This is a genomic window from Actinophytocola xinjiangensis (assembly GCF_001921215.1).
GTDB classification, from domain to species: domain Bacteria; phylum Actinomycetota; class Actinomycetes; order Mycobacteriales; family Pseudonocardiaceae; genus Actinophytocola; species Actinophytocola xinjiangensis.
Window position 1 is genome coordinate 188,164 of sequence record NZ_MSIF01000015.1, and the last position, 12,861, is coordinate 201,024.

Sequence of the window (12,861 nt, forward strand, 5' to 3'; positions counted from 1 at the left end):
AGGAGGAAAGATTCCTGTGCCCCGCGCGCTTGACCTCGACCTAGGTCGAGAGCGCAGGGTGAGGACATGGACGAGCGGACCGCGCGGCGGTACCTGGACCGGATCGGCGCACCGACCCCCGGCGCCCCCGACGAGGCCCTGCTGCGCGACCTGCACGCGCGCCACCTGGCCACCGTGCCGTTCGAGAACCTCTCGATCCACCTCGGCGAACCCGTCACGCTCGACGAACCGTCACTGGTCGACAAGATCATCGACCGTCGCCGGGGCGGGTTCTGCTACGAACTCAACGGCCTGTTCGCCGCCCTGCTGGCCACCCTCGGCTTCCCCGTCACCCCGCTCGCCGCGCGCAGGCACACCGCCGACGGCCCGAGCCACCCGTTCGACCACCTCGTCCTGCGGGTCGACCTCGACCAGCGCTACCTCGCCGACGTCGGCTCCGGCGCGCACGCCCGGTACCCGCTGCTGCTCGACCACCCCGACCCGCAGGCCGACCCCGACGGCGAGTTCCTGCTGGTCGACGCCCCGCACGGGGACGTCGACGTGCTGCGCGACGGACAGCCCCGCTACCGCGTCGAGCCCCGCGCCCGCGACCTCGCCGACTTCACCGCCGCCTGCTGGTGGCACCAGACCTCACCGGCCTCGCACTTCACCGAGGGCCCGACCTGCTCACGCCAGACCGCCACCGGCCGGATCACCCTCGCCGGCAACCGCCTCATCCGCACCGACGGCGACACCAGGACCGAGACCGACCTGGCCGACGAGGACCTCCCGGCCGCCTACCGCGACCTGTTCGGCCTCGACCTGGCCGGCCGCACTCACTTGCTGGCCACGCGCCGGTACTTGGCCACCGACAACGGGATGAAGATCGCCAGGATGGCCAGCGACGACACCACCGCGTAGAGCAGCGCGTTGTCCGACGGCCAGCCCTGCGGTGGGGCCATCCCCGGCGGTGCCGCGTTGCCGAACAGGTCACGCACCGACTGGATCACCGCCGTGAACGGGTTCCACTCGGCGATCGCCTTCAGCGGACCCGGCATCGTGCCGGCGCCGACGAACGCCGAGGAGATGAACGACAGCGGGAACAGCCACATCAGGCCCGCGCTCTGCGCCACCTCCACGCTCGGCGACGACAGCCCGATCAGCGCGCCGATCCACGACATCGCGAACCCGAACAGCAGCAGCAACAGGTAGGCCACCACCGCGTCCAGGACACTGCCCCGGATCCGCCAGCCGACCAGCAACCCGCACAGCGACATGATCAGCAGCGCCATCATGCTGACCACCAGGTCCGAGGTCGTGCGGCCCAGCAGCACCGCCAGGCGCGACATCGGCAGCGACCGGAACCGGTCGATGATGCCCTTCTGCAGGTCGTTGCACAGGCCGATGACGGTGAACGCCGAGTTGAACGCCGTGGTCTGCACGAAGATGCCGGCGATCAGGAACTCGCGGTACGCGCCGCCGCCGAGCGCGCCGCCGAACACGTAGGCGAACAGCAGCACGAACATGATCGGCTGGATGACCGCGGCGAACAGCCAGTCGACGTTGCGCCGCACGTTGAGCAGGTTGCGCCAGGCGATGATCCCGCCGTCGCGCACCCCCTGGGCCAGCGCGGTCACGTCGGCTCCCCCTTCCCGTCCTCGGCGGCGTGCCCGGTCAGCGACAGGAACACGTCGTCGAGCGTCGGCCGGTGCAGGCTCACGTCCAGCACCGTGACGCCCTGCGCGTCCAGCCGGCGCAGCGCCTCGATCAGCGACTTCGTGCCGGCGTCGACCAGCACCTGCACCCGCTTGTGCTGCTCGTCGATGTCCGGTTCGCCGGAGCCGACCTCGGTCAGCACCCGCGCGGCCGTCGCCAGCTCCGCGGTGTCGGCCACGACGATCTCCAGCCACTCGCCGCCGACCTCGCCCTTGAGCTGGTCGGCGGTGCCGCTGGCGATCACCCGGCCGTGGTCGATGACCAGGATCGTGTCGGCCAGCTGGTCGGCTTCTTCGAGGTACTGGGTGGTGAGCAGCACGGTGGCGCCGTCGGCGACCAGCTCGCCGATGACCTCCCAGGTGTCCAGCCGCCCGCGCGGGTCCAGTCCGGTCGTCGGCTCGTCGAGCAGCACCACGGCCGGCTCGGCGACCAGCGCGCCGGCCAGGTCCAGGCGCCGGCGCATGCCGCCGGAGTAGCCCTTGGCCGGGCGGTCGGCGGCGTCGTCCAGGCGGAACCGGCTGATCAGCTCCCGCGCCCTGGCCTTGGCGGTCGGCTTGTTCATGCCGTAGAGGCGGCCGACCATATACAGGTTCTCGAAGCCGGTGAGGTTCTCGTCGACCGCGGCGTACTGGCCGGACAGGCCGATCGAGCGGCGGACCGCGTCCGGGTCGGTGAGCACGTCGTGCCCGGCGACCCAGGCCCGGCCGGAGTCGGGGCGCAGCAGCGTGGTGAGGATGCGCACAGCGGTGGTCTTGCCGGCGCCGTTGGGCCCGAGCAGGCCGAGCACCGTGCCGGTCGGGATCTCCAGGTCGATCCCGTCCAGGGCTCGGGTGGAGCCGTAGTTCTTCACCAGCGCTTCCGCGCGGACCGCGACGTCGGGCACGGTCGTCGTTGGCATGGCACCCCCAAGGGAAACGTTGGCGTGAGCCTAGTCGCGCCGGCCGACCGGACCAGCGGTTTTGTCCGGCGGCGGCGCCGGTCGTGCGCGAGGATCGCGGACGACCACACCTGTTCAGCTGTTGGGAGAGCCCGCCATGACCGACCAGCCGCCAGGAAACCCACCCGGCTGGCAGCCCCAGCCCGCGCCCGGATACCCCGCCCCGCCGCCGCCGAACCCCCGTGGCCCCCGGGTGTGGCGCAACGGGCTGCTCGTCGGGCTGGTGATCGGCCTGGTCATCGGCGCCGGCGCCCTCGGTCTGGCCTGGGCACTGTCCGGTTCGGACAGTGCCGGTGAGACGTCGGCGGACCCGGCGGCCGACGCCGAGGCGGTCTGCGGGATCGTCGCGCGCACCCCGACGATCACCGAGGACACGCCGGTGGACGAGCTGCGCCGGTGGGGTGTCGGCGAGGTCGGGCCGTCGCTGGCCGACCAGGACCCGACCTACGAGCCGCTCAACGAGGCCCTGCAACGGGCGATGCGCGCGATGCAGCGCTTCGACGTCAACGAGCTGCGGGAGGCGACCGCCCAGGTCAAACAGGTGTGTGACGACCTGTGATCAGCCGGTCTCGCCGTTGCGCACGGCGGTGACCCAGCGGTTGGCCTGGGTGTAGTCCTGGTCGGAGTTGCCCAACGCCGCCGCCGACGCCGAGGAGGCCCGCTCGGCCTTCGGGTACGAGCCGAGGAACCGCACGTGCTCGCAGCGGCGGTGCAGCGCGGCCAGCGCGTCGCCGACCCGCTGCTCGGCGACGTGCCCGTCGAAGTCGAGGTAGAAGCGGTAGCGGCCGAGGCGGCCCTTCTGCGGGCGGGACTCGATGCGGCTCAGGTTGATGCCGCGCAGGGCCAGCTCGGTGAGCAGCTCGGCCAGCACACCGGTGCGCTCGGCGCTGGCGATCATCACCAGCGAGGTGCGGTCGAACCCGGTGCGCTCGGGCAGCGCCCCCGGGCGGCGCAGCACCAGGAACCGGGTCATCGCGCCGTCGACGTCGGCGACGTCGGTGGCCAGCACGTCCAGCGGGTAGTGGTTGGCCGCGACCGGGGCGGTGATCGCCGCGTCCCAGGTGCCGTCGCCGACACCGACCGCGGCGCCGGCGGTCGAGGTGGCGGCGGTCTGGGTGGCGGCGGGCAGGTGGCGCGCCAGCCAGCCCTGGACCTGGGCGAGGGCGTGCGGGTGGCTGGCGACCGTGCGCACGTCCTCCGCGCTCACCCCTGGGCGGACCAGCACGGAGAACCGCACCGGCAGCACCACTTCGGCGACGGCCACCAGCGGGTCGTCGACCGCGAGCGCGTCCATCGTGGCCGACACCGCGCCCTCCACGGAGTTCTCCACCGGCACGCAGGCCAGGTCGGCGTCGCCGGCCCGGACGGCGGCCAGCGCGCGCGGGACGGTGTCCATCGGCACCAGCGAGTCGGTCGGCGCGGCGTGGACCAGGGCGGCTTGCTCGGAGAAGGTTCCGCGTGGCCCGAAATAGGCGATGCTCGGCACGGGCCGAGCCTACGCAGGGTCGGCCACTGTGTCGGCCCTGTGGAGTTCACCCACAAACGGTTACGCCCGGTACCCCGGAGGTGCAATGCTGGGGCCGTGACCGCCGATTCGCGACCCGACATGGGCACGGACCCCGGCACCGCGACCGCTGGCCCACGGCTGGTGCTCTGCGCCGTCGACCAGCCGCTGGCGCTGGCCTGGACGGAGGCCGTGGCCGGGCGGCGTGACGTCACGATTCACGCCGGCTCGGTGCTGGAGGTCGACGCGCAGGCGGTGGTCAGCCCGGCCAACTCCTTCGGCCTGATGCGCGGCGGCATCGACGCGCTCTACGCGCGGGTCTTCCCGTCGATCGAGCAGCACGTGCGCAGCGCGGTGCTGGCCTACCACGGCGGTGAGCTGCCGGTGGGCCAGGCGGTGATCGTGCCGACCGGGGTGATGGCGCCGCCGTGGCTGATCAGCGCGCCGACGATGCGTGAGCCGGGCGAGTCGCTGCCGCCGGACACCGTGCACCCGTACCTGGCGGCGCGGGCGGTGTTCCACCTGTGGCGCGACGGGCGGCTGGAGGACGAGCGGCGGGTGCGGGACGTGGTGCGCACGATCGCCCTGCCCGGCCTCGGTACCGGTGTGGGCGGCGTGCCGCCGCAGAACTGCGCGCGCCAGGTGATGGCGGCGTGGGACGAGGTCTTCGACCCCCGGGGATTGCGCTGAGTCTGCGCTGACGGCACGTGACGGTCGTGTCACCGGCTGGCGCTGTTCGACCTCGGCGCGGGCGCGGAGTACGACGAGTTCGTCAGCCCGCGCTCCCAACTGCTCAACCAGAGCCCGGAGCTGGTGAACTGCTGACCAGGAGCGTGTAACGAGTCACAGTGCCCAGGCCGCCGCGACGGCCTAACGTTTGTTCCCGTGCGGGCCACCCATCAACGACCGATGCGGTACGGGCGAGAGCCGAGCCCCTACGTGGAGCTGCGCCGAGAACAGTGGCGCGAGCTCCGCCGGGCCACTCCGCTGACCATGACCCTCGACGAGTTGGTGGCGTTGCGCGGCCTGGGCGACCCGGTCGACCTCGGTGAGGTCGTCGACGTCTACCTGGCGCTCTCGCGTCTGATCAGCCTGCAGGTCGCGGCCCGGCAGCGGCTGCACGAGGCCACCACGTCCTTCCTCGGCGAGGACCCCCGGGACACCACGCGGGTGCCGTTCGTGATCGGCATCGCCGGCAGTGTGGCGGTCGGCAAGTCGACCACCGCCCGGCTGCTCAAGACCCTGCTCGCCCGCTGGCCCGACCACCCGCACGTCGACCTGGTCACCACCGACGGGTTCCTGCTGACCAAGGCCGAGCTGAACCGCCGGGGCATCATGCACCGCAAGGGTTTCCCGGAGAGCTACGACCGCCGGGGCCTGCTGCGGTTCGTCTCCGACGTGAAGTCCGGGGCGGCGGAGGTGCGCGCGCCGGTGTACTCGCACCTGGCCTACGACATCGTGCCCGGCGAGGAGCAGGTGGTGCGCCGGCCGGACATCCTCATCGTCGAGGGCCTCAACGTGCTGCTGCCCGGCCACGGCCTGACCGTCGCCGACCTGTTCGACTTCTCGATCTACGTCGACGCGCACACCGAGGACATCGCCCGCTGGTATGTCGAACGGTTCCGCACTCTGCGCGACACCGCGTTCACCAACCCCGGCTCGCACTTCCACCACTACGCGTCGCTGACCGACGAGCAGGCCACCGCCGAGGCGAGCCGGCTGTGGCGCGAGATCAACGAGCCGAACCTGGTGCACAACATCCTGCCGACCCGCCCGCGCGCCACCCTGGTCTTACGCAAGGACGCCGACCACCGGATCAGCCGCGTCCGGCTCCGCAAGCTGTGATCTGCTGGCGCCGTGGACTTCCTCGACCATCTCGACACCGACTTCCGGTCACTGCGCGACGCGGTGGCCGACGCCCTCGACGAACGCGTCCCCACCTGCCCCGACTGGACCGGCGCCGACCTGGCCTTCCACGTGGCGCGGGTCTACCGGCACAAGACCGAGACGATGCGCCGGGGCGAGTTCCCGCACCCGTGGCCCCCTGACCTGGGCGAGCGTCCGCTGGACGCGCTGGACGAGACGTACGCGGGGCTGCTCACCGAGTTCGCCGCGCACGACCCGGGCGACCCGTGCCCGACCTGGTACGCGCCCGACCAGTCGGTCGGCTTCTGGATCAGGCGGATGGCCCACGAGACCGTCATCCACCGGGTGGACGCCGAGTTGGCGGCCGGCCGGGCCCCCTCGCCGATCCCGGCCGAGCTGGCCGAGGACGGCATCGACGAGGTCCTCACCCGCATGCTCGCCTGTTCGACCACCGCCTACCCCGACGAGCTGGCCGACCACCTGGCCCGCTGCCACGGTGAGACGGTGCGCGTCGACGTCCCGGGCACCAGCTGGCTGATCACGCTGGGCCCCGACGTGGTCACCGTCGTCACCGGCGAGACCGACACCGACGCGGTGCTGCGCGCCGAGGCGGACCCGGTGCTGCGCTGGCTGTGGCGGCGGGCGGGCACCGAGGCGGTGGAGCTGGACGGCGACCGGGCGGTGATCGGCACGCTGCACCGGCTGCTCGGCGCGGCGACCGAATAGTCTGGGCCCATGCCGGTCAGGGTCGCTCTGGTCGACGACCACGAGGTCGTCCGCCGGGGGCTGCGTGACCTGCTGGACGGCGAACCCGGGATCGAGGTCGTCGCCGAGGCCGGCAGCGTCGACGAGGCGCTGGTGCGCACCGCCGCCACCGGCCCCGACGTGGTGGTGATCGACATCCGGCTGCCCGACGGCGACGGCGTGTCGCTGTGCCGGGCGCTGCGTTCCCGCGACCCCGCCCCCGCCTGCCTGGTCCTCACCGCGTTCGACGACGAGCAGGCACTGGTCGAGGCGATCATGGCCGGGGCGTCGGGCTACCTGCTCAAACAGGTCCGGGGCCAGGACCTGGTGGACGCGGTCCGCGAGGTGGCGGCGGGCCGTTCGCTGCTGGACCCGGTGACCACCGCGCGGGTGCTGGCCAGGATGCGCCGGGCGGCGGAGACCGACGAGCTGGCCGGGCTCACCGAGCGGGAACGCCGCGTGCTGGAGCTGATGGGTGAGGGCCTGTCCAACCGGCAGATCGCCGAGCGCCTGTTCCTGGCCGAGAAGACGGTGAAGAACTACGTCACCTCGGTGCTGGCCAAACTGGGGATGGAGCGCCGGACCCAGGCGGTGGCCTGGTTCGCCCGACGCACCCCACAACCCTGACCACCGCCCCGACCACGGCCAGCTCCGAGAGCCCAGCGGCTCGGCGCCCCGAGAACCCGAGAGCCCGGCAGCCCGCCCGAGAGCCCGGCGCCCCGGGAGCCCGGCGGCCCGAGAGCCACCCAACTTCCCGAATTTTCCCTGGTCAGGGCCACGGGGATCCCCCCGTTTTCCAGCGTAGCGCGCGGCACCGACATTTCGCGGCGCCGAGGACGGTGCCTGTGGATGCCCGGTGAGCCGGGTGGCCGCCGTCGACGGGGCGAAACCCTCACGCCGCGACGGCGGCGTCCACCGGGCGGGCCCGGGTGGCCAGCCAGGTGCTGACGAGCGTGGCGCCCAGGGTGAGCACCGACGCCGTGCCGATGATCACCAAGTAGACCCACAGCGGACCGGACGGCAGCACCGACTCGTCCACGACGAGGGTGAACGGCATCAGCGTGACGGCCGTGACCAGGGTGCCCAGCACGATCCCGACACCGGCGATCATGCCCGCCTCGACGGTCATCATCCGCAGTACCTGCCCTCGGGTCGACCCGGTCAGCCGCTGCAACCCGAACTCCCGGCGCCGCGCGGTCGTCGACATCACCAGGCTGTTGACCATCGAGATGGCGGTGTAGGCGATCAGCATCCCCATCATCAGGTAGTTGATCCACGCCCCCAGCTCCTGGTCCTCGGCGTACCCCGAGGTCAGCGCCTCGCGGTCGGCGACGGTCAGGCCCGGCGCCAGCCCGGCCAGCGACGCGGCCAGCGCGTCCGACGCCACCTCGCCCGACGCGGCCACCACGATCTGCCCTGGCAGCCCGGAGGTGGTGTGCGCGGCGACCAGGTCGGCCGGCATCAGCAGGGTCTCGAAGCCCTCCCGCGCGGGGTAGAGCCCGACGATGCGGACCTCGGCGTCGCGGCCGTCGCCCATCCGCAGGGTGATCCGGTCGCCCACCGACCGGTCCAGCTCGGCGGCGTGCGCGGCCGGCAGGACGATCGCGTCGCCGCTCAGGTCGGCCAGCGACCCCTCGCTCAGCCGCACGGTGGTCGCCCCCTCTGCGCCCTGCGCGTTCACCCCCTGGACCTGCCAGCCCTCCTCGCTCTGCGAGTCGTCGTAGGGCGCGGCGACGAAGGCCGTGGTGGCGACCAGTTCCGACGCGGCGGCCACCCCCGGCACCTGCCGGACCTCCTCGACCAGTTCGGGGGCCAGGCCGCCGGTGGCCGAGCCGATGACGAGGTCGGCGCGCAGGTTCTGCGCGTAGGCCTCGTTGGCGACCTCGACGGTGGTGGTCTGCAGGTAGATGTTGGACGTGGCGATCCCGGTGGCCAGCATGACCGGCGTGATCACCGCGGCCAGCCGTACGGTGGTGGTGCGGGCGTTGAGCGTGGCGAGGTAGCCGGCGGTGCCGGTGAGCATCCGCACCGGGAAGCGCGCCAGGGCCAGCATCGCCCGCGCCACACCGGGTCCGAGCAGGGCCAGTCCGATCGCCCACAGCAGCACGGCCGGGCCGGTGGTGCTGGCCGCGATCGGCCCGGTCATCACCGCGATGGTCACGATGAACAGCGCGAGCCCACCACCGAAGCACAGCACCGCCAGCGTCACCCGCAGCGGCGAGAGCCACCGCCCGCCGGTCCCGGCCTCGGTGAGCGCCTCGGCCGGCCGCGCCCTGGCGGCCCGCCGGCCGGCGACCCAGCCGGCGCCCAGCGTGATCAGCAGCGAGGAGCCGATGGCGGTCACCAGCGGGATCCAACCCAGGCTGTACTCCATGGCCGCCGGGGCGACGCCGCGCTCGGTCAGCTGGTCGAACAGCCACTGTCCGAACGGGACACCGAGGCCGGCGCCCAGGGCGGTGGCCACCAGCGAGGTCACCAGTGCCTCGCCGATCACCATGCGCCGCACCTGTCCCGGGGTGGTGCCGATCGCGCGCAGCAGCGCCAGTTCGCGCAGCCGCTGGCGGATGGACAGCCCGAGGGTGGCGGAGATGACGAACAGCGCCACGCTCAGGCCCATCCCGCCGGTCACGGCGGCCATGACGATCAGCGACTCCGAGGCAGCGACGGCCTCCGGGCGTTCGGCGACGCCCCGGTCGTCGCCGGTGCGCACGATGGCGCCGGTCCCGTCCAGCGCCTTCTCCACGTTGGCCGCCACGGTGGCGGTGTCGGTCTCGCTGTCGGTGTCGGTGAGTACGGCGATCGAGTCGACGCGGCCCGGGTGTCCGCTGAGCTGTTCGAGGTCGGCGTCGGCGAAGAACACGCCGCCGGCGGCGACGGTGCCGGACACGGTGAACGGCACGGTCCGCGCGTTCACCACCAGCTCGACCCGGTCACCGGCCTGGTGTCCGGCGGCCTCGTCCAGCACGATCTCGCCGGGTCCGGGCGCCTCCCCCGAGGTGAGCGTGTGGGACCCGAGCGCGGCGCTGGCGAAGCCGTGCCCGTCGACCAGGCCGACGCCGGGCAGCGCCGAGGGGACGGTCACGTCACCGACGACGCCGGTCACCCCCGGCACGGACTCCACAGTGGACAGAAGGTCGGTGTCCAGGCGGACCCGCTCGGCGAGCATGCCGGCCTCGGTGTCCTCCTCCGGGTCGTCGGGGTTCTCCTTCGGCAGGTCGAAGGTCTGCGGTGCGGTGATCACGATCGGCGCGCCGGCCAGGCGCTGGGCGGGGACCTCGCCCCGGATCCCGGTCTCCATCAGCCCGCCGCAGGCCATCACGATCACCGCGCCGAAGGTCATGGCGAGGAAGGTGGCGACGAAGGCGCCCTTGCGCAGGCGCAGGGTGCGCAGTGCGATCCCGAACATCAGTGGGCTCCCGCGGCGGTGCGCTCGGCCCAGGCGCCGAGGTGGGTCATCCGCTCGGCGACGGCCTCGGCGGTGGGGGCGAGGAGTTCGCCGACCAGCCGCCCGTCGGCCAGGAACACCACGCGGTCGGCGTAGGAGGCGGCGACCGGGTCGTGGGTGACCATGACGACCGTCTGCCCGGCCTCCCCGACCGAGCGGCGCAGCAGGCCGAGGACGTCGCGTGCGGTGCGGGTGTCCAGCGCGCCGGTCGGCTCGTCGGCGAACAGCACCGCCGGGCGGGTGACCAGCGCGCGGGCGATCGCGACCCGCTGCTGCTGGCCGCCGGAGAGCTGGGCCGGCAGGTGCTTGCGGCGCTCGCCGAGGCCGACCTGGTCGATGACCTGGGCCACCAGCTTCGGGTTGGCGCGGCGGCGGGCCAGGCGCAGCGGCAGCGTGATGTTGTCCTGCACGGTCAGCGCGGGCATCAGGTTGAACGCCTGGAAGACGAACCCGACGCGGTCGCGGCGCAGCCTGGTCAGCTCGACCTCCGAGAGCGCACCGAGGTCCTGGTCCTCCAGCGTCACGGTGCCCGAGGTCGGCCGGTCGAGTCCGGCCGCGCAGTGCAGGAAGGTGCTCTTGCCCGAACCGGAGGGGCCCATGACGGCGGTGAAGGTGGCGCGGGCGAAACCGGCGCTCACCCCGTCGAGCGCGGTGACGCGATTGCGTTTGCCGCCATAGCTTCGGCGGACGTCGGCGAGCTGGACGACGGGGTTCATTCGGGGACTCCTTGTCGTGGTGTGCCAGACAAGCGTCCCGTTTCGGGCGCGGGCGATCACTGGTGCGGACCGGGCGATTCGTGGTGGGGTTCTCCCTACCCCAGCGGGGCGGTCCAGGTCACGGTGGTGCCGGTGCGCGAGGTGGAGACGATCGAGCAGCGGCCACCGGCCTGGGTCGCGCGCTCCTCGAGGTGGCGTAGGCCGCGCCGGGTCACGCCCTGCGGGATGCCGCAGCCGTCGTCCCGCACGGTCAGCGTCAGCCAGTCACCTTTGAGTCCGATGTGGACGGAGACGTCGTGCGCCCCGGAATGTCTGACCACATTGGACAGTGCCTCGCGCAGGGCGGCCCTCGCGTGGTCGGCCAGCTCCGCCGGGACACCACCCAGATCGCCGGTGATCTCCAGCGACGGCGCGAACCCCAACAGCTCACCGGCCACCGCGACCTCCCCGCGCGCCGACTCGGCGAGATCGGCACCGGTGTCGTCCGGCTCGGGGCTGCGCAACGCCCGGACCACCGCCCGCACGTCGTCGATGGACGCGTCGAGCTGGTCGACGGCCTCGGCCAGTCGGGCGGCGTCGGCCCGCGCCAGCTTGCGCGCCGGCCGCCGCGCCAGCAGGTCCAGCTGCATCCCGGCCGCGTACAGCCGCTGGATGATCACGTCGTGCAGGTCGCGGGCGATCCGCGCGCGCTCCTGGTAGAGCCCGACCCGCGCCCGCGCCGTCGCCCCCTCGGCCAGCACCAGCACCAGCCCGGCCTGCGCGGCGAACGCCGTGAGCAGGTCGATCGCCGTGCGGTCGAACGGCCGGCCGCCGCGCTGGCGGTAGACGGTCAGCGCCCCGAGGCGCCGCTGCGCGGTGCCGAACGGGGCGGCCGCGAACGGCCCGTAGGTGCGCAGCTCACGCGGCACGAACGGCGCGGTCCTCGGGTCGCTCCACACGTCGTCGACGGTGACCGCGACCCCGCTGCGGGCCACCCGCGCCGCCGACGACCGCGCCGAGAGCACCAGCCCCACCGGGTCGGTGGCCATGATCTCGGGCACCCCGTGCGCCGCCTCCACGGTCAGCGTGCCGTCCTCGCCCCTGGCCATCACCAGCCCCAGGTCGGCCTCGGCGAGATCGGCCGCGCGCCGCACGACCAGGGCCAGCACCGCCTCCGGGTCGTCGCCGGAGAGCGCGGCCGTGGCGATCTCGGTGGCCGCGCCGAGCGCCCGGGCGGCGAGGTCGGGTTCCATCGCCCCCAAATCTAGGCGGCGCACACGGCCACGGCACGCAGGTGCCCCGCCACGTCCACCTCGACGACCAGGTCGGCCACCGCGGCCTCCTCGGCCCGGTGGGTCACGTGCACGACCGTGCGGCGCTGCGCGCGGATCGTGTCGAGCACCGCGGCGGCGGTCGCGGCGTCCAGGTGCGCGGTCGGCTCGTCGAGCAGCAGCACGTCGGCGTCGGCGAGCAGCGCGCGGGCCAGGGCCAGACGCTGGGCCTCGCCGCCGGACACGCTCAGGTCGCCGCCGCTCAGGTGGGTGTCCAGCCGGCCGGCCCAGTGCCCTAGGCCGGCCCGGCGCAGGGCGTCGACCAGGCGGTCGTCGCCGGCCAGCGGGTCGGCCAGCAGCAGGTTCTCCCGCACGGTCGAGTCGACCAGCATCGGGTCCTGCGGGCACCACGCCACCCGCGCCGGGACGCTCGCGGTGCCCCGGGCCGGGGTCAGGAAACCCAGCAGCAGCGCCAGCAGCGTCGACTTGCCGGCGCCCGAGGGCCCGGTCACGGCGACGTGCGTGCCGGCCGGGACGTGCAGGGTGAGGTCACGCAGAACCGGCCGGTCGTCCCCGGGCCAACCGACCTCGACCCCCCGCAGGTCGAGGTCACCGCCCGGCGCCGGCGCGGCCGCAGGCGGCGGGGCCGGCAGGTCGAGGCGGGTGAGGGCGGCGCGCAGGGCCTGCCGGTGCTGGCCGGCCGG

General features: G+C 73.5%; 14 protein-coding genes. 7 read left to right on the top strand and 7 right to left on the bottom strand.

Annotated features, from left to right (window positions below):
• The first annotated feature begins 66 nt into the window (after positions 1–66).
• Complete coding sequence (locus BLA60_RS27335; protein WP_075135863.1) at positions 67–900, top strand: arylamine N-acetyltransferase family protein; 834 nt, start codon at positions 67–69, stop codon at positions 898–900.
• Here BLA60_RS27335 and BLA60_RS27340 read toward each other — a convergent pair.
• Together BLA60_RS27340 and BLA60_RS27345 are read right to left on the bottom strand one after the other, a co-directional pair.
• Positions 816–1,616 (bottom strand): ABC transporter permease, encoded by an 801-nt coding sequence (locus BLA60_RS27340; protein ID WP_075135864.1) that lies wholly within the window; start codon positions 1,614–1,616, stop codon positions 816–818. The genes BLA60_RS27335 and BLA60_RS27340 overlap by 85 nt on opposite strands.
• Positions 1,613–2,593: an ATP-binding cassette domain-containing protein gene (locus BLA60_RS27345; RefSeq protein WP_075135865.1), complete on the bottom strand. Its 981-nt coding sequence runs from the start codon at positions 2,591–2,593 to the stop codon at positions 1,613–1,615. The genes BLA60_RS27340 and BLA60_RS27345 overlap by 4 nt, the downstream gene beginning before the upstream one ends.
• Positions 2,594–2,729: 136 nt before the next feature.
• Here BLA60_RS27345 and BLA60_RS27350 point away from each other — a divergent pair, with 136 nt between their 5' ends.
• Entirely contained in the window at positions 2,730–3,191 is a 462-nt protein-coding gene (locus tag BLA60_RS27350) for a hypothetical protein (RefSeq protein WP_154814640.1), read from the top strand.
• On the opposite strand, the gene pheA is transcribed toward BLA60_RS27350, so the two are convergent.
• Positions 3,192–4,118: a prephenate dehydratase gene (gene pheA / locus BLA60_RS27355; RefSeq protein ID WP_075135867.1), complete on the bottom strand. Its 927-nt coding sequence runs from the start codon at positions 4,116–4,118 to the stop codon at positions 3,192–3,194. It abuts the gene before it with no gap.
• Between the two features lie 120 nt (positions 4,119–4,238).
• Here pheA and BLA60_RS27360 point away from each other — a divergent pair, with 120 nt between their 5' ends.
• The 5 genes from BLA60_RS27360 to BLA60_RS27375 all read left to right on the top strand — a co-directional run bounded on the left by BLA60_RS27360 (position 4,239) and on the right by BLA60_RS27375 (position 7,373).
• Complete coding sequence (locus BLA60_RS27360) at positions 4,239–4,826, top strand: macro domain-containing protein (RefSeq protein ID WP_084735302.1); 588 nt, start codon at positions 4,239–4,241, stop codon at positions 4,824–4,826.
• A 36-nt stretch (positions 4,827–4,862) separates the two neighbouring features.
• The gene (locus tag BLA60_RS46590; protein WP_425427095.1) at positions 4,863–4,961 is read left to right on the top strand and encodes a hypothetical protein; all 99 of its coding nucleotides are present in this window, start codon (positions 4,863–4,865) and stop codon (positions 4,959–4,961) included.
• Positions 4,962–5,045: 84 nt separating this feature from the next.
• Entirely contained in the window at positions 5,046–5,981 is a 936-nt protein-coding gene (gene coaA / locus BLA60_RS27365) for a type I pantothenate kinase (protein WP_075135869.1), read from the top strand.
• Positions 5,982–5,993: 12 nt separating this feature from the next.
• Positions 5,994–6,728: a maleylpyruvate isomerase family mycothiol-dependent enzyme gene (locus BLA60_RS27370; RefSeq protein ID WP_075135870.1), complete on the top strand. Its 735-nt coding sequence runs from the start codon at positions 5,994–5,996 to the stop codon at positions 6,726–6,728.
• A gap of 9 nt (positions 6,729–6,737) precedes the next feature.
• Positions 6,738–7,373 carry a response regulator gene (locus BLA60_RS27375; RefSeq protein ID WP_075135871.1) on the top strand — a complete coding sequence of 212 codons (636 nt, stop codon included), beginning with the start codon at positions 6,738–6,740 and terminating at the stop codon, positions 7,371–7,373.
• 265 nt (positions 7,374–7,638) lie between these two features.
• Here BLA60_RS27375 and BLA60_RS27380 read toward each other — a convergent pair whose 3' ends face one another.
• The 4 genes from BLA60_RS27380 to BLA60_RS27395 all read right to left on the bottom strand — a co-directional run.
• On the bottom strand, positions 7,639–10,152 hold the full coding sequence (locus BLA60_RS27380; protein ID WP_075135872.1) for an FtsX-like permease family protein: 2,514 nt from the start codon (positions 10,150–10,152) through the stop codon (positions 7,639–7,641).
• The gene (locus BLA60_RS27385; RefSeq protein WP_075135873.1) at positions 10,152–10,907 is read right to left on the bottom strand and encodes an ABC transporter ATP-binding protein; all 756 of its coding nucleotides are present in this window, start codon (positions 10,905–10,907) and stop codon (positions 10,152–10,154) included. The genes BLA60_RS27380 and BLA60_RS27385 overlap by 1 nt, the downstream gene beginning before the upstream one ends.
• Before the next feature lie 95 nt (positions 10,908–11,002).
• Entirely contained in the window at positions 11,003–12,139 is a 1,137-nt protein-coding gene (locus BLA60_RS27390) for a GAF domain-containing sensor histidine kinase (RefSeq protein ID WP_075135874.1), read from the bottom strand.
• An 11-nt stretch (positions 12,140–12,150) separates the two neighbouring features.
• On the bottom strand, positions 12,151–12,861 hold a 711-nt coding region (locus tag BLA60_RS27395), incomplete at its 5' end, for an ATP-binding cassette domain-containing protein (RefSeq protein WP_154814641.1).

Excerpts from the sequence above, each read along its gene's own strand:
- BLA60_RS27335 (WP_075135863.1), top strand. The coding sequence starts at position 67 with ATGGACGAGCGGACCGCGCGGCGGTACCTGGACCGGATCGGCGCACCG.
- BLA60_RS27345 (WP_075135865.1), bottom strand. The coding sequence starts at position 2,593 with ATGCCAACGACGACCGTGCCCGACGTCGCGGTCCGCGCGGAAGCGCTG.
- BLA60_RS27350 (WP_154814640.1), top strand. The coding sequence starts at position 2,730 with ATGACCGACCAGCCGCCAGGAAACCCACCCGGCTGGCAGCCCCAGCCC.
- BLA60_RS27360 (WP_084735302.1), top strand. The coding sequence starts at position 4,239 with ATGGGCACGGACCCCGGCACCGCGACCGCTGGCCCACGGCTGGTGCTC.
- coaA (WP_075135869.1), top strand. The coding sequence starts at position 5,046 with ATGCGGTACGGGCGAGAGCCGAGCCCCTACGTGGAGCTGCGCCGAGAA.
- BLA60_RS27375 (WP_075135871.1), top strand. The coding sequence starts at position 6,738 with ATGCCGGTCAGGGTCGCTCTGGTCGACGACCACGAGGTCGTCCGCCGG.
- BLA60_RS27380 (WP_075135872.1), bottom strand. The coding sequence starts at position 10,152 with ATGTTCGGGATCGCACTGCGCACCCTGCGCCTGCGCAAGGGCGCCTTC.
- BLA60_RS27385 (WP_075135873.1), bottom strand. The coding sequence starts at position 10,907 with ATGAACCCCGTCGTCCAGCTCGCCGACGTCCGCCGAAGCTATGGCGGC.
- BLA60_RS27390 (WP_075135874.1), bottom strand. The coding sequence starts at position 12,139 with ATGGAACCCGACCTCGCCGCCCGGGCGCTCGGCGCGGCCACCGAGATC.